This is a genomic window from Paenibacillus luteus (assembly GCF_006542765.1).
In the GTDB taxonomy this organism is placed as follows: domain Bacteria; phylum Bacillota; class Bacilli; order Paenibacillales; family Paenibacillaceae; genus Pristimantibacillus; species Pristimantibacillus luteus.
The window spans coordinates 148518-163802 of the sequence record NZ_SKCD01000002.1 but is presented as its reverse complement, the minus strand read 5'-3'; the positions used below and the strand labels follow the sequence as shown (position 1 = coordinate 163802).

Here is a 15285-nt window from a genome sequence, read left to right as displayed (position 1 = left end):
CTAGTTCATAGTTTTTATTCAGATTGGAGGCTGTAATCATGGTAATGCCCACCCATATTGTGGCAGTAGGCGGAATTGTGGAAGATGAGCAAAGGAACATACTTTTGGTAAAGACCCAGCATGACGGATGGGTTTTTCCTGGTGGGCAGGTAGAGGCTGGAGAAGATTTAATGGAGGCCTTGATCAGGGAGGTTCATGAAGAAAGCGGAATAGAAATCGTTGTTTCTCAATTGATTGGCGTATATTCAAATACGGAGAGGACGATATAGAACAGGGTTACCACTATTGAAGTGGTATTCATCAACATGGCAGAACGTTTAGGCTACAGCTATACAGAGAGGGGGGAGTTACCATCAATAGAAAATTAGTTTGGTCACTGGCTGCTCTTGTCGTTATTTTAATCGGAGTGTACGGGGTGAGGCAGCTAACGCCCAAACCCTTACTCCTTACTATGGAAGGAGTTAAGTATAAGCTTGGGGTGAACGATGAGCAAACGGTGATACCGGTTAGCATACATATCGATGGCAAGCTAAGTCGCAGCCTTATTGGTCGTCAGACTTTTAAGGGCAAACTATCGATTGAAGGTGAGCACATCCCCGTACCGGAGAACCAGGATCAATTGGAGCTTCATTTTGAAAAGAATCGTAGCGCATTAATGGTATACCGCTATTACGAGAATGGGCAGCCAAAGATGTACAGTTATGGTCAGTTATATATTAATAAAGATTTCAGTGAACTTACTATCGCGGTTTATACAAAAGACGGAGAAGGCGGTGGGAGCTGGGATGGCAACGATGGTTTGATGATCTCAGCTCCCGCAAGCGATAGGATGAATGCATTGCAGCTATCTAACCGTCTAATGAAAGCTATGATGGGACAATTTTTACTTAAATAAACCAGTCATCAGGCCTTTTTGAGCAGCGGCTCTAGCTTCATCTGCTCCATCCGATAATCGTAGTTATTTTTGCAAAGCTTCAGAAGTTCATATTTCAGCCCTCGTTTGGGCTGCGTTATGGTAAGCGTTTTTTTGCCCCTACGGTTCAAGGTGGAGCGGACTTTGTTAAGGTCGGCAATTTCGTTGACGATGATTTCGTCAGGCTTTTCTGCGGTATAACGATGCATAAGAAATCGGTCGCAGGCAGCAGTGTCTGCCGTCCCCTCCAGTTCAAACAATTGAAAGTCGCGCAGCATTCCTTCCTGCACTTTGGCAAGCATGACGTGGGTCTCCCCGAAGTACAAAACATCTTGGTCAATGACAGCCTCTCTATCCACGATTTGCTTGTCAGCAGAACGCTCAAGAATTCGGATATTGAACAGCAGATGCTGGGCTTTCTCGAACTCCATTTTCTCCGCGTAAAGCTCCATCTGTGCATACAGCCTTTCGATCAGCCCTTGTCCGCCATTTTCGAGCAATTTCGCAGCTTGGCGCGTATTTTCCAGATAATCCTGCTCTGAAATTTTCCCTTCGCATACGCCGCTGCATTTGCCGATATGATACTGCAGGCATACCTGCTTCGGCAAGGCTTTGCAGGTGCGGAGGCTGTAATGCTCCGTTACGAAGGCGAGCAGCGCATCCCGGAAAGCCGCGCTTTTGAACGGACCAAGCCGCTGCATCGTTTCAGGCAAACGAATCTGCTGCTTCTGTCGACGGTCCCGATAGTAGACATCGAGGCGAGGGAGACGGTCACTGGTAAGCTGCAAGTACGCATAACCACTGTTGTCCCTTTTTAACGCCCGGTTAAACGGAGGTTTATGGATCTTGATAAGATTATTTTCAAGCAGCAGGCTCTCAGCTTCATTATTGACAAGCACGATTTCAATGGAGGCAATCTCGCTCACGAGCTGCCTCAATCTTTTGTTCGTCTGGTTCTTATTAAAATAGGAGCGAAGGCGGCTTCGCAAGCTTTTAGACTTGCCAACATAGAGAATGCGTCCTCCTGCGTCTTTCATAAGGTAGCAGCCCGGACTTTGGGGATAGTCTGCAGCAATGAATAAGAATGACATCTCACATCTTCCTCCTAATCCTATTATTTTGTGCTGAAAAGAAACTGGCTATCATGTTTATTCGACAGGGGAGCCGGGCATCCCTTGCGGCTTTTATAGGCAATGTTGTCATTTTTGTGGAGATGCGGGTGAGGTCTGTCTGCAGACAAAAGAGGCCAGACCACAGCAGTGGACGGCCTCTTTCTGTATAAGCAACAATGCTAGATAGATCACTTGTCAATTAAACAGGACTGCCATTTGGTGCAGTCGTAATCATCCAAAGCATACCAAATTTGTCTTCCACAATTCCAAACAACGAGCCCCAAAAAGCAGGTGCTAATGGTTGACTTATTTTACCTCCTTGAGAGAGATTGTCGAAGGCTTTGTGAGCTTCTTCCTCTCCTTCGAACTCCAGATTTAGGTGAATGTTATTTCCCCGAATCACAGGAGCGAACACGGAATCGGACATTAAGAAGGTAACCCCACCCGCAATAAAGCTTAAGTGAAGAACCTTGTCCTTAAGTTCTTCTGAACCATCAGGAAGCTGCCCATGCGTCATGATGGAGAGGATTTCACCGCCTAGTGCCTCTGTATAAAATTCCGCTTGTGTCCGTGCGTCCTCCGATGTGATATAAGTAAAGTGTTTTGCCATTTTACAGCATCCTCTCATTTAAAAGTGGGAAAAGCTATTTCCATACTAGCACATTTCTTTAAGAAACGTTTCTTTCCGATTGCGATGTTCATCAGCAGGAAAAAAACATTGATATATGTATATATATGCGATATATTTCTATTCAAAGGAGGTTTCGCATGCCCATACCAAGCCATTACCCCACTCCAGTCAAAATAACAGCCAAGGAACGTGCTTATTCACAGATTCAAAGATGGATCATTGACGGAACGCTTCAGCAGGGCGAGAAACTTGGGGATGCCGAGCTTGCAGAAGCGCTTGGCGTCAGCCGAACACCAGTAAGGGAAGCACTTCAACTGCTGGAAGTTCAAGGGTTAGTCGAGGTACATCCTGGGAATTATACAAAAGTAAAGAGTATGGCGAAATCCGATATTTTGATAATGTATCCTACCTTAGCGGCATTGCACGCATTGGCCGCTGAGACGGCTGCGACGGTTATTCTTGCAGAACAGATCGAAGAGCTGCAAGTGATAAATATGGAGTTTGCGGAGGCCATTACAAGCGGACAACCCTATCAGGCGATGGAGCTAGACGAGCAATTTCACAATGGCATCATTGAAATATCAGAAAATCATTACGTTTCGACCTTCAGCTCATCCCTGCAACTTCACATTCGAAGATTCAAATATTTATTTCTGAAGCAGCCCGTTCATGCAACGCTTTCATCGGTTCAGGAACATACGGCAATCATCGAGGCGATGAGGCAAGGAGACAAGCTGAGGGCGGCAGCCATGATGAAGCAAAATTTACTGCGGCCGATGAACGAGCTATATGGATTAATAACACACAATGAGGAGTGATTCCAATGACGACGAAGAAGGATTTGCGAATACGCAGCAAGGTGATCAGCGAAGGGGTAAATCGCGTGCCGAACCGGGCGATGCTGAGAGCGGTAGGGTTTCAGGATGAGGATTTCAAGAAGCCGATGATCGGAGTAGCCAGCACATGGAGCGAGGTTACGCCCTGCAATGTACATATTGACAAGTTAGCGCTTCAGGCTAAGGAAGGGGTAAGGGAAAGTGGCGGCGCTCCTTTGATTTTCAATACGATAACGGTATCTGACGGCATATCCATGGGACATGAAGGGATGCTTTATTCTTTGCCAAGCAGGGAAATCATCGCCGATTCCATTGAAATTGTCGTAAACGCGGAGCGTTTTGACGGCTTGGTAGCCATCGGCGGCTGCGATAAGAACACACCTGCCTGCATGATGGCGATCGGCAGAATGAATCTGCCTGCGGTTTATGTATATGGCGGAACGATACAGCCAGGCAAGCATGATGGCAAAGATGTTGATATCGTAACGGCATTCGAGGCAGTAGGTAAATATCAGGAAGGAAAAATGTCCGCCGAGGAGCTTCATGAAATTGAGTGCAGCGTCTGTCCTGGAGCAGGAGCATGCGGTGGGATGTATACGGCCAATACAATGGCTTCTGCCGTTGAAGCGCTGGGTATGAGCTTACCGGGTTCTTCTTCGACGCCAGCCATATCGTCTTACAAAGCAGTGGAGTGCGCAGAGGCCGGGAAAACGGTAATCCAACTGCTTGAGAACGATATCCGGCCGCGGGATATTATGACCAAGAGAGCATTTGAGAACGCGATTACGTTGGTGATGGCGCTGGGTGGCTCAACGAATGCCCTGCTTCATCTGATGGCGATGGCTCACTCGGTTGAGGTGGATTTGACCTTGGATGATTTTGAAGGAATTCGCCTGAAAGTTCCCCATCTTGCTGATTTGAAACCAAGCGGCAAATATGTCATGCAGGATTTAAATGATAATGGCGGCGTACCGGGCGTGATGAAGATGCTGCTCGAAAAAGGTCTTCTGCACGGCGAGTGTTTGACGGTTACAGGGAAAACACTAGCCGAGAATTTGGCGGAAGCCCAGCCGTTGACGGAAAATCAGCAGGTCATTCGTCCCTTCGAGAAGCCGCTAAAGCCGACAGGACCTTTAGTGGTGCTTAGAGGAAATCTCGCGCCCGATGGTGCAGTGGCTAAAATGTCAGGCCTCAAGAAGCTAACCTTTACCGGTCCGGCGCGGGTCTATAACGGGGAAGAGGAAGCAACCACCGCGATCATGAACGATGAAATCGTCAAAGGGGATGTGCTGGTTATTCGTTATGCAGGGCCCAAGGGTGGCCCAGGTATGCCTGAAATGCTTTCCGTTACAGCCATGATCGTGGGGAAAGGATTAGGCGGAGAGGTCGCTCTGCTGACGGATGGCCGTTTCTCAGGCGGTTCACACGGCTTTGTGGTCGGGCATGTATCACCGGAAGCGCAGGTAGGAGGACCGATTGCTTATTTGCAGGAAGGGGATTTAATCACAATCGATAGTGAATCACAGGAAATTCATTTTGCCGTTACACCTGAGGAGCTTCAAGCGAGAAAGGCTGCATGGGTGAAGCCAGCACCAAAGTTTAAGTCCGGTGTGCTTGCGAAATACGCCAAACTCGTCTCTTCGGCTTCCAAAGGAGCCGTTACGGACTTAGATATGTGAAACGTAAAAATAATTAAAGCGAAGCAGAAGCCCGTGCTGCTTCGCTTTTTTTCGTAGAATAGAGATAGAACGAGTATCAGAGGGTTACGGAGAGATTAATGACTATGTAAGCGTTTAAATGAATCGGTGAGATATTATTTTAAACCAATATCATCCTTTCTGTTTCTTTACTTCCCTCATCGGAAGGAGTATGATTCAGAACGTAATCCATCATGTTTTATTTTTTTATTCGTTTTTAACCTTCATCGCTGAATTCTGAAGAAGAAACGGGGAAACCATAGGGATAGATTTAACGGTCATATCCCAGGGGTGAATCGCCTGGCAATTGCCAGGGGTAGGGCGACTTTTGCGCCCGAATCCGTCAGCTAACCTCGTAAGCGTCCAAAAGAGGAACTTAACACGTGAATACCAACCTTTTTTTGGTAAAGCCGTGGGAGAGTCCTTACTTTCCTGCGGCTTTTTTTGTGCTTTTCTTTCATAAAGTGCTTTGCAATCCATTTATCTTATAGGCAAACAAAGGGGAAGTAGTCATGGTCAGCAGATTCAAACGGTTTATTATCGGGCGTCCTATGAAAAGCACGGAAATTGAAGGAGAGAAGCTATCCAAGCTAAAAGCTCTGGCGGTGCTTTCCTCCGATGCATTATCCTCTGTCGCCTATGGCACGGAGCAAATATTAATTGTGCTGATGGTCGCCGGATTTACCGCTGTCTGGTATTCGATCCCTATTTCGTTAGCTGTCCTAGGCTTGCTTCTAATTCTTATTCTGTCCTATCGTCAGACGATTTTTTCCTATCCAACAGGCGGCGGGGCCTATATCGTTGCCAAAGACAATTTGGGAATATCAACGGGCCTGCTAGCTGGAGGCTCGTTGCTGGTTGATTATATTTTGACGGTGGCCGTAAGTACATCCGCAGGTACGGATGCGATCACGTCAGCCTTTCCGTCGCTGCATGATCAGCGCGTTTTGATCTCGATCGTTATGATATTCGTGCTTACCATTATTAATTTGCGCGGCATTACGGAGTCGGCCTCAGTGCTGGCGATGCCTGTTTATCTGTTTGTTATCGCTATATTTATCCTGATTATTTCAGGTGTTATTAAATATTTATCAGGTGGCATTCATGCCGCAGCTCCCGAGATGGGCGCAGCGGTTTCCAATATTAGCTTGTTCCTGCTGCTGAAGGCGTTTAGCTCAGGCTGCTCCGCGCTTACGGGCGTCGAAGCGATGTCCAATGCGATTCCGAATTTTAAGCAGCCTGCTGAGCGGAATGCGGCAACTACGCTTATTATGATGGGAACGATTCTTGGCGCCATGTTTATCGGAATCAGCTTGCTTGCTTATTGGTATGGTATTATCCCAAGCGAGAAGGAAACGGTTGTGTCGCAGATCGCCAATGCCACCTTTGGCAGAGGAACCGTTTATTATATCATTCAGGGCGTGACCGCCTTAATCTTGTTTCTTGCGGCGAATACTGCCTATGCCGCATTTCCGCTACTAGCCTATATGCTCGCCAAAGACAAGTATATGCCGAATATGTTCATGGCAAGGGGAGACCGACTGGGCTTCTCCAACGGAATTATTATATTAGGAATACTCTCGGCCCTGCTTGTTATCGCCTTTCACGGTAATACGGAAAATTTAATCCCATTGTACGCGGTAGGTGTTTTCATCCCGTTCACCCTATCTCAGCTCGGAATGATGCTGCGCTGGCTGAAGTTAAAACCAAAGGGCTGGGGACTGCGCTTCACGATCAATACGATTGGCATGATAACGACGTTGGCGATTACGCTCATCTTTATTTTTACGAAGTTTAGCCATGTGTGGGTCGTATTTATTTTCTTGCCGGCGGTTATTTTCCTGTTTTACGGCATCCACCGCCATTACCGGAATATGGCCGATGAGCTTCGGATTAATATGGCGAGCGATAAGCCAACGATAAAGGGAAGCACGATAGTCGTTCCCGTAGCCGGAATTACAAGAGTCGTTAACCATTCCTTGGGGTATGCGAAATCGTTGACGGATAATGTCGTTGCCGTGTATGTGGGCTTTGATGACGAGGATATCGAGAAGATGGAGAGAAAATGGGCAGAATGGAATCCTGGCGTCCGGCTCATCGTTCTAAGGTCTAGCTATCGGAGCATTATCAGGCCACTTATGAAGTTTATCGATACGATTGAGTGGAAAACGGCAGAAACAGATCACATTACGATTCTTATCCCGCAGTTTATTACGAAGCACTGGTGGCATTACTTTCTGCATAACCAAACAAGCTTAATGCTGCGCGCTTATTTGTTTAACCAGAAGGATGTCGTTATTGCCACTGTGCCTTACCATCTTCAGAAATAACAGGCGAATACAAAAACAAATAGAGGGTGCCCAGCGAGCCATTTATGGCCAGGGCATCCTCTTTGGTTTATAGGTCTACCCCATTGAACTCCTTAAGCAAATCGATAAAATGTTCAAGCTGCTCATCATTCCACCGAGAAATGCGCTCATAATAGGCAAATTCCTTCTCTTTGAGCGCGTCAATCGTTTGTTGTCTCCCTTTATCCGTGAGTGATAAAAAAATTCCACGACGGTCATTGGGGGAGGATTCCCTCATTACATATCCCAAGTGTTCCAATTGTTTGACGAGTCGGCTAACGGAGCTGCGATCCATTGCCGTTGCTTCCGCTAATTTAGCAGCGCTAGTCGGGCCGTAAGCGTACAGCCAACGGACGATATGGAAAGCGGCAGGCTGTAGGGTAGGATCGAAAATAGCTGCTGTTTTGACATTTAGCGCATGCGAGGAGGTAATCAGCGCATTGATTTGTTCACCTAGCTTCAGCTCTAACTGTGTTCTAGGTGTTTGTTTGAGATGATCCTCATTCATTAGATTTCACCTATCTTCCATGTATAATGGGCACAACGCCGGTAAAATAGTTGACATATATCAATCAAATCAATATAGTTGACATATATCAATAATAAACCAGCTTTAATGGATAGTCAAAACCTAGAACAGATCACAAAGGAGAATAACGATGAAAACAAAACCGATTGTTGTAATCACCGGAGCAACAAGTGGACTGGGCCAACTCGTTGCCATTGAGATGGCGAAGCGTGATGCTCACCTTGTCCTTACGGCGAGGAGCAGGGAACGTGCGGATGCGACTGAAAAAATAATTAAAGAGAACATGCCAACCGCCGAATTGGATTTTTATTTTGGGGATCTTTCTATCATGAAGGACGTCCGTCGATTGGGTCAGGAGATTTCTGCTGCATACCCGAAAATAGACGTACTGGTGAATAATGCAGGACTGCATGCGTTTGAACAGCGAGTAACCCCCGAGGGCTTTGCGGAGATGGTAGCTGTGAATTATTTAGCCCCTTGGTTATTCACGCATACATTGCGCCAGTCCTTACGAAATGCGGAGAAAGCCCGAGTTGTAAATGTAGCGTCGGAAGCCTCGCGTAATCATGGTGCAGTAAAGCTGCCACAAGACCTTACCAACACCGCTATGTTTACTTCTCGAGGCTCTTCAGCGATTTATGGAAAAACCAAGCTGTTTAACATTATGTTCACAGCGGAACTGGCGCGCCAATGGAAAGAAACGGGAATAAGCGTAAATGCGCTGAATCCTGGATTTAATGTGACGGGGCTCGGACGAGAGCTATGGTTTGCTTCCATACTTGAGCGTCTTTTGAACTTTTTGCATCTTGGTGATCCGCGTAAGGGTGCTGACATTATTACTCGGTTAATCGTTGATTCGCAATATGAGAAGGTAACAGGGGGATACTTTAATGTAGGAACCGGCAATCCAATTACTCCGGTTGATCCTGCTGGAGATCCCTCGCTTCAAGTGAGGCTGTGGACGGATACAAAAGAGCTGCTGCATCAAAAAGGTTTGATTGACACCATATTCTAAAAATCGATGAATTTGGCGGGAATCGACAATTCTTGTCGCTTGCAACATGGGACGTAAGATAGGCTGGCTATCCAGTGAATGATTATGATATTCTTTAAAAAGAACTATTATTCTTTATAAAGAATGGCGGTAATGTGTGATCATTGGAGAATATGCGGGGATGAAGCTAACCGTTTTTTTACTTGCAGCCATTATCATCGTGCTGTTAACCCCCCTTGCCATCATGTTAGCCAAAAAATTCGGGATCGTAGACCATCCGGATCAGGCGCTTAAGAAGCACCGTCAGCCTACGCCCTATTTGGGCGGGGCGGCTATTGTTATGACGCTCTACCTGACGCTCGGCCTCATTATTATTTTGTACAACCTGACGATAAATGCTGAGCAAACGGGTATGCTGCTAGGTTTGTTCGTTATTTTCTCCATTGGTTTATTTGATGATTTTCATGCTGTAAAGCCACTGATGAAACTTAGCTTTCAAGGCTTGGCTACAGCAATTGTGATGCTTTATGGATTAGGGCTTCAACTCACGGAGCACCCTTTATTGAACATCATGATCATGCTGATCTGGGTTATTGGCATTACCAATGCTCTTAATTTAGTGGATATCATGGATGGTTTAGCCTCCGGAATTGGCGGTATCGCAGCCTTTTTTCTGGCGGTGCTCCTGTTCTTGGCGGGGCAAATTGTTTTTGGAGCTGCAATGCTAGCGCTAGCAGGAGCTTGTTTAGGGTTTCTTGCGTTCAACTTTTATCCTGCCAAAATATTTCTAGGCGATGCTGGCAGCCTGGCCATAGGATTTATGCTCGCATGCGCGGCGGTCAAATGGATCGAGATCAGGGAAGAACATCATCTGCTTGTGCCTGTCCTTCTACTTGCAATTCCGATATTTGAAACCGTTTATATTTCGATTTTGAGATTAAAGGCTGGAAAATCCCCACTGCAAGGAAGCGATGACCATTTTGCCAAACGAATGGTGAAAGCAGGCTTTACGATCAAGCAAACTGTGCTGTACTCGTATGGTGTCGGAATGATTTTGTGCTTAGTCGCTTTTTGGTTATCGATGAACAGCCAGCATGGCGTATATATTGCACCGTGTGCGGTCACCGTTTTTTCATTGATTGGATTCTCTTTGAGCAAAGTGGATATTTATTCCTAACTCGAATGGAGGGAGACTGAAATGGCCAAGATTATGATCGTTGTTCCGTACGCTAAATATTATAAAAACTTCAGTTGGGATTTGATTCAATCGTTAGCGCTCGAAGGACATGAAGTCATTGCCGCAGCGCCTTCGAATCCCTATAAGGACGAGCTCCAGTCGATTGGGGTTGCTTTTGAAGCCATTCCAATAAAAAATACAGGCTTAAATCCGTTTTATGACCTGTTCAGTATTTATAAGATGATCAAGGTTTTTAAAAAACATCAGCCGGACCTATTTTGCTTTTACTCCATTAAGCCAATCTTGTATGGATCTATCGCTGCGGCATTCACAAAGTCTAGAAACGTACTTTTAATGGTAACGGGTCTTGGTTATACCTTCAGTTTGGGCGGACAGAAGCGTTCGATCTTATTTCATGTTGTGAAAAAACTATACACCTTCGCCGTAGACCATTGTAAACAGGTGTTGTTTGAGAATCCAGATGATTTGCGGCTTTTTCAACATCAAAGTATTTTAAAGCATAACAGAGCTCTAGTGGTGAACGGAGCAGGCGTCAACATTGACCGGTTCAGAATGAGTATACGACCTGTTCAGCCTTTCGTTTTTTTAGTTGTGGCGAGAGTGATTAGCGATAAAGGGATCGAAGAATATGCCGAAGCCGCACGCCTGCTTAAAGTGAAGTATCCGCACGTGGTATTTCAGCTGCTCGGCCCTATGGATAAGAATCCGACAGCGATACCCGCCTCCAAGCTGAAATCTTGGGTGGAAGAGGGAATCCTTCAGTATTTGGGGGAGACGGAGGACGTGCGGCCATTTTTAAAAAGAGCCTCGGTGTTTGTTCTGCCATCTTACCGGGAAGGAACTCCGAAATCTGCGTTGGAAGCGATGGCGATGGGCTTGCCGATCATAACAGCTGATTCTCCGGGGTGCAGGGAAACGGTGGTCGAGGCGTATAATGGTTTTCTGGTTCCAGTAAGAAATGCACCGGCTTTAGCAGCGGCTATGGAGAAATTTATTGTGGAGCCCCGGATCATTCCGCGAATGGGCCTCAAGAGTCGTGAGCTTGCTGTGAAGAAGTATGACGTACGTATCGTGAATACCTCGATTAAAACGGCTATGGGACTAGTAGCCGAACCGATTGCCAAAAACGAAAAAGTGACGGGGTGATGGTACATGGCCTTAGCCGTCATCGGAGCGGGCGTGACTGGATTATCGTTTGCAAAAGCATATGGCAATGTTCCGGTATTTGAAGCGAATGCATCGTTAGGTGGGAAAGCCCTATCGTACAAAGTGGATACGGAGGCGGGAACCTTCGGCTTTGACGTTGGAGGTCATTGGTTTCATCATCAATCGGCTCCTGGAGCGCTTAAGCTGCTGGATGGACTCCCGTTAATTTCGCATCGCAGGCACGCCTATGTTTATTTGGAGGGACGATTGTACGATTACCCGATTCAGCAGAGCTATAAACAAAATCCGAGCAGGAGCTTTGTCGGGAGGGTAGACGAAGAATTGCGCGAGATCGGAGGTAAGAAGCTGCAATACAGCAATTACGCTGAGATGCTGATCAACTCCTACGGACCTACGTTATACAATGCTTTCTTTCGGGACTATAACAGAAAAATGTTTGGCAAAGAAGAACTGGCGAGCATTGCTGCAGGAAAATATGAAACGGTGCGTAATGTCCGGTTAACCGGCAATACGGACGGTTATAACCATGCCTTTCTGTACCCGAAAGGAGATGCAGGAGCCCAAGCGATTCCGCTGCATTTGTCTAAGCATGTGAACGTGAGCTTCAATACAGGCGTGCAAGCAATAAGTCTAAGCCGTAAGACAATGCAGCTAAAACATAAAAATCACGCATGGGAGACTATCGTTTCCACGATTCCTCTGCCATTGCTCATTCGGTTAATATCGGATATTGAACCTGAATATCTCCGTTTAGCGGAGCAATTGACATCCAGCAAAGGTTTCATTCTGAATATGGGCATCAAGAAAAAGCCATTTCATGAGCATAAAAGCTGGGTATACTTCCCTGAGCTGAAATATCATTTTTACAGGCTGGGCTTTTATAGCAATATCGAGCCGTTGTTGGCGCCATCGGGTTACAGTTCTATTTATGTAGAATGCTCTCCGCTGCATTTTAATACGAAGAGCGAGGCGCAACTGCTGCTGCCCAAAATCATACAAGAGCTGACGGAGATTGGTATAATAGATGAAGCTGACGATATTGTCGCTTTACGAACGTTTTACTTGGAGCAAAATTATTGCATGCCGGATCAGAAGATCACCTCGGTTCTTCATCGTTATTTGGAGAGCAACGGGATATACAGCATTGGGCGCTATGGAAGCTGGCATTGGTCCAGCCAGCATGAGGATATGCAGCAGGCTGTCCAACTGGCTGAATATCTCCAGAGCAGGCATGCAGACCAAGCTTTTCGCACAGAACGCTCTTCATTCGTTCCTATGAAGTAACAGACAACCAGAGAGGAGAGTTTTATCGCATGAAGGGTGAGACCATTTATTTAAGATTATTGGAGGTCGAGGATGCGGACAAGCTCCTTGCGCTCAGACAGCAGAATCGGCATTTTTTGCAGCCCTTTGAGCCACTGCGGCAGGAGAGCTACTTTACGTTTGAGGAACAGGCTCGCATGATTGCAAGCGGCCGATTGGCGGCTCAAAATGATCAGGCCTACGCCTTTGGCGTATTTACGGTCGATAAGGATACGCTGATTGGCCGAATTGAGCTTTCCGGCGTAGCGCGCGGTCCTTTTCAAAATACTTTTCTCGGTTATTTCCTCGATCAGGCTTGCAATGGGCGGGGAATGATGACGGAGGCTGTTTCCTTATGTTTAGCTTATGCTTTTGAGCAGTTGGGCCTTCATCGCGTACAAGCTGCTGTTATGCCGAGAAATTTGCCTTCTATCCGGGTATTGGAGAAGGCGGGGTTTAGGCAGGAGGGTCTGGCTAGACATTATTTGCACATTAACGGATTGTGGGAGGACCATGCTTTGTTTGCCATGACAGCGGAGGACCGCTAATGATATGCCACGGGTGCTTTTCTCGAGAACGTGAAAAGCACCCGTGGCATTCTGCTGCTAATCAATGCGATACCTCGATATAACCGCTTGTTTTTCAGAAAAATATGGTTTATTTATGTCATTTCAGCTGTATTCAATAATATTTTATATTATGTCTTATTCAGCATCTATTTTGTAAATCGAAAAACGCCATGCCGCAGGAACTATCCCCCTTGTTTGAGGGGATATTTTTTTGTTTGTTGTCCCTGTTTCGGAATCGCATATCTTGTTTATTATCCTAATAGAATGAACGTAAACAAAAACAGAAACAGAATGGGGATGTGATGGGTCATGAAAAAGACTGTATATTTGGTACTCAGCATGGCATTAGCATTTGTATTTACGACTGGTGCTTGGGGAGCACCCACAGCGGAGGCGGCAGCAAAAAAGGAATACTTACAGGTTGCAAAAAATGTAATTTACTATGGGGAATTAAAAAATGGACAGCCGCACGGCAAAGGAACGATGACCTGGTTTTCAACGAAATCGTATGCGGGTGACTGGGTGAACGGCAAACGTTCCGGAGTTGGCAAATATGTGAACAAATATACAAGCGACGGCAAAGACATGCTGGTTACATATGATGGCGAATGGAAAAATGATTTGAAAGCGGGTAACGGCGCGTTGACGACGAAGATTACGGGCTTTGACAATACGGTCGAATACCATAAAATTCAATCGGGTACCTTCGCAAACGATAAATTCGTATTCGGCTTCTCGGTTGCTCACTCCGATGGCGTGCAGCCTTACAGCTTTAATTACAAGGATGCCAAAATGAATTTGCAAATTTTCGGCACGAACGTAAACATGAAGCAAGCATGGAAAAACGGAGAATTTCATACCATTCAATATTCAAAAGGAAAAGTGATTAAAAATTATTCGATCGATTTTAACGAAAACCCGTCATTAGTCAAACAAAACAAAGCGACGCTGCAGTATTTGAAAGGGATTCAATCCGAAATTAATACTCATTTGGATAAATTAGAGCGCTTGGCTGCGCGTGTTCCTTTGAAATAAGGGAAAACGGAAATCCTATTTCTTAGAAGCTAGTCCAAAACGATAAGCCTCGAATTCTCGATGGCTTGTCGTTTTTTCTTGTGGAGAGGACCACTTGTGAGGGTGGGATTCAAGTGATTGTACACCCAAGAACGCTGTCTCACTTGCAGGGAAATTAGACGTATGCTAGTATTGTTATCACTCGATAACAATTACACTACAAGGAGGCAGAAGGAGCAGATTGTTTTGCTGTTCATAACCAATGAGCCAACACTCAGACACTAGGATGCTAATTCTTCAAGCCGCGCGCGCTCTATTTATGGAGCTAGGATATGATGCCGTCTCTACGAGGCAAATTGCTAAGAAAGTTGGCTTGAGCCAGCCTGCAATTTACCGTCACTTTGTGGATAAAGAGGATCTCTATCTGGCGGTTTTGCTTGATGAGCTGAATTCAATACATAAAGGATTGATCCAATCCATTTCCCGTGTAGATTCCGTACGCGAGAAGCTGATCGAAATTGCGATTTATATGCTGCATATTAAGACCGATACAAATATTATGTTATATGATATGGCCCATAATATAGACAAAGATGCTCAACTAATTCTCAAAGAGCAGTTTCTATCCCATATGATTGCACCGATTGCCGATGTGCTGCGAGAAGCTCAACAATCACAAATGCTTCGCAGCCTGACCACTGGCGGACAGGATCTGACTATAGCTTCCTATCTGTTCCTAGGCATGCTCAGAACGAACGGAACGGCAAAGCACGCGCATATGATCAATCAGCAAGCGGAGTTAATCGTTAGCATATTTATGGACGGTTTATTAAAAAGATAGCTTACAGAAGCTGTATTCTGCTGCAAGCAGGCAGAGCAACTTCTTTATATAATGATGTTATCAACTGATAACATCAACACTCGGTTTTATGATTATCATTACGGATTTAGGATGTGGATATGTGTTAACGGGAT

The 15285-nt window shown here is 45.8% G+C and carries 14 protein-coding genes, 1 pseudogene and 1 riboswitch; of the genes and pseudogenes, 12 read left to right on the top strand and 3 right to left on the bottom strand.

Annotation, left to right across the window (positions count from 1 at the left end; translation table 11 throughout):
- Positions 1-38: 38 nt before the first annotated feature.
- Positions 39-254 (top strand): annotated as a pseudogene (locus E0496_RS01635) (NUDIX hydrolase); the annotation flags it as partial.
- Between the two features lie 197 nt (positions 255-451).
- Positions 452-895 (top strand): hypothetical protein, encoded by a 444-nt coding sequence (locus E0496_RS01630; RefSeq protein ID WP_206669687.1) that lies wholly within the window; start codon positions 452-454, stop codon positions 893-895.
- A gap of 8 nt (positions 896-903) precedes the next feature.
- Here the strand turns inward: E0496_RS01630 and E0496_RS01625 are convergent, their stop codons facing one another.
- Complete coding sequence (locus E0496_RS01625; RefSeq protein WP_141499879.1) at positions 904-2004, bottom strand: GIY-YIG nuclease family protein; 1101 nt, start codon at positions 2002-2004, stop codon at positions 904-906.
- Between the two features lie 220 nt (positions 2005-2224).
- Positions 2225-2635 carry a VOC family protein gene (locus E0496_RS01620; RefSeq protein WP_141499878.1) on the bottom strand — a complete coding sequence of 137 codons (411 nt, stop codon included), beginning with the start codon at positions 2633-2635 and terminating at the stop codon, positions 2225-2227.
- A gap of 158 nt (positions 2636-2793) precedes the next feature.
- Between E0496_RS01620 and E0496_RS01615 the strand changes: the two genes are divergently transcribed.
- The 3 genes from E0496_RS01615 (at position 2794) to E0496_RS01605 (ending at position 7519) form a co-directional block, all read left to right on the top strand.
- On the top strand, positions 2794-3474 hold the full coding sequence (locus E0496_RS01615) for a GntR family transcriptional regulator (RefSeq protein ID WP_141499877.1): 681 nt from the start codon (positions 2794-2796) through the stop codon (positions 3472-3474).
- 5 nt (positions 3475-3479) lie between these two features.
- Positions 3480-5171: a dihydroxy-acid dehydratase gene (ilvD, locus tag E0496_RS01610; RefSeq protein WP_141499876.1), complete on the top strand. Its 1692-nt coding sequence runs from the start codon at positions 3480-3482 to the stop codon at positions 5169-5171.
- Between the two features lie 236 nt (positions 5172-5407).
- Positions 5408-5566: riboswitch (cyclic di-AMP (ydaO/yuaA leader) on the top strand.
- A gap of 135 nt (positions 5567-5701) precedes the next feature.
- On the top strand, positions 5702-7519 hold the full coding sequence (locus E0496_RS01605; protein ID WP_141499875.1) for an APC family permease: 1818 nt from the start codon (positions 5702-5704) through the stop codon (positions 7517-7519).
- Between the two features lie 67 nt (positions 7520-7586).
- Here E0496_RS01605 and E0496_RS01600 read toward each other — a convergent pair whose 3' ends face one another.
- The gene (locus E0496_RS01600) at positions 7587-8045 is read right to left on the bottom strand and encodes a MarR family winged helix-turn-helix transcriptional regulator (protein ID WP_141499874.1); all 459 of its coding nucleotides are present in this window, start codon (positions 8043-8045) and stop codon (positions 7587-7589) included.
- A 151-nt stretch (positions 8046-8196) separates the two neighbouring features.
- On the opposite strand from E0496_RS01600, the gene E0496_RS01595 reads away from it, so the two are divergent.
- The 7 genes from E0496_RS01595 (at position 8197) to E0496_RS01565 (ending at position 15151) form a co-directional block, all read left to right on the top strand.
- A complete protein-coding gene (locus tag E0496_RS01595; RefSeq protein ID WP_141499873.1) occupies positions 8197-9081 on the top strand; it encodes an SDR family NAD(P)-dependent oxidoreductase in 885 nt (294 codons plus the stop codon).
- 160 nt (positions 9082-9241) lie between these two features.
- Complete coding sequence (locus E0496_RS01590; protein WP_141499872.1) at positions 9242-10237, top strand: glycosyltransferase family 4 protein; 996 nt, start codon at positions 9242-9244, stop codon at positions 10235-10237.
- 21 nt (positions 10238-10258) lie between these two features.
- Positions 10259-11404, top strand: coding sequence for a glycosyltransferase family 4 protein (locus tag E0496_RS01585; RefSeq protein ID WP_141499871.1), 1146 nt, complete (start codon positions 10259-10261; stop codon positions 11402-11404).
- A 6-nt stretch (positions 11405-11410) separates the two neighbouring features.
- Positions 11411-12709 (top strand): protoporphyrinogen/coproporphyrinogen oxidase, encoded by a 1299-nt coding sequence (locus E0496_RS01580; RefSeq protein ID WP_141499870.1) that lies wholly within the window; start codon positions 11411-11413, stop codon positions 12707-12709.
- 29 nt (positions 12710-12738) lie between these two features.
- A complete protein-coding gene (locus E0496_RS01575; protein ID WP_141499869.1) occupies positions 12739-13275 on the top strand; it encodes a GNAT family N-acetyltransferase in 537 nt (178 codons plus the stop codon).
- Between the two features lie 330 nt (positions 13276-13605).
- Positions 13606-14331 (top strand): MORN repeat-containing protein, encoded by a 726-nt coding sequence (locus E0496_RS01570; RefSeq protein WP_141499868.1) that lies wholly within the window; start codon positions 13606-13608, stop codon positions 14329-14331.
- Between the two features lie 265 nt (positions 14332-14596).
- Positions 14597-15151 (top strand): TetR/AcrR family transcriptional regulator, encoded by a 555-nt coding sequence (locus E0496_RS01565; RefSeq protein ID WP_206669686.1) that lies wholly within the window; start codon positions 14597-14599, stop codon positions 15149-15151.
- Positions 15152-15285: the final 134 nt, after the last annotated feature.

Coding starts and splice junctions, on each gene's coding strand:
- E0496_RS01630 (WP_206669687.1), top strand. CDS start 452: ATGGAAGGAGTTAAGTATAAGCTTGGGGTGAACGATGAGCAAACGGTG.
- E0496_RS01625 (WP_141499879.1), bottom strand. CDS start 2,004: ATGTCATTCTTATTCATTGCTGCAGACTATCCCCAAAGTCCGGGCTGC.
- E0496_RS01620 (WP_141499878.1), bottom strand. CDS start 2,635: ATGGCAAAACACTTTACTTATATCACATCGGAGGACGCACGGACACAA.
- E0496_RS01615 (WP_141499877.1), top strand. CDS start 2,794: ATGCCCATACCAAGCCATTACCCCACTCCAGTCAAAATAACAGCCAAG.
- ilvD (WP_141499876.1), top strand. CDS start 3,480: ATGACGACGAAGAAGGATTTGCGAATACGCAGCAAGGTGATCAGCGAA.
- E0496_RS01605 (WP_141499875.1), top strand. CDS start 5,702: ATGGTCAGCAGATTCAAACGGTTTATTATCGGGCGTCCTATGAAAAGC.
- E0496_RS01600 (WP_141499874.1), bottom strand. CDS start 8,045: ATGAATGAGGATCATCTCAAACAAACACCTAGAACACAGTTAGAGCTG.
- E0496_RS01595 (WP_141499873.1), top strand. CDS start 8,197: ATGAAAACAAAACCGATTGTTGTAATCACCGGAGCAACAAGTGGACTG.
- E0496_RS01590 (WP_141499872.1), top strand. CDS start 9,242: ATGAAGCTAACCGTTTTTTTACTTGCAGCCATTATCATCGTGCTGTTA.
- E0496_RS01585 (WP_141499871.1), top strand. CDS start 10,259: ATGGCCAAGATTATGATCGTTGTTCCGTACGCTAAATATTATAAAAAC.
- E0496_RS01580 (WP_141499870.1), top strand. CDS start 11,411: ATGGCCTTAGCCGTCATCGGAGCGGGCGTGACTGGATTATCGTTTGCA.
- E0496_RS01575 (WP_141499869.1), top strand. CDS start 12,739: ATGAAGGGTGAGACCATTTATTTAAGATTATTGGAGGTCGAGGATGCG.
- E0496_RS01570 (WP_141499868.1), top strand. CDS start 13,606: ATGAAAAAGACTGTATATTTGGTACTCAGCATGGCATTAGCATTTGTA.
- E0496_RS01565 (WP_206669686.1), top strand. CDS start 14,597: ATGCTAATTCTTCAAGCCGCGCGCGCTCTATTTATGGAGCTAGGATAT.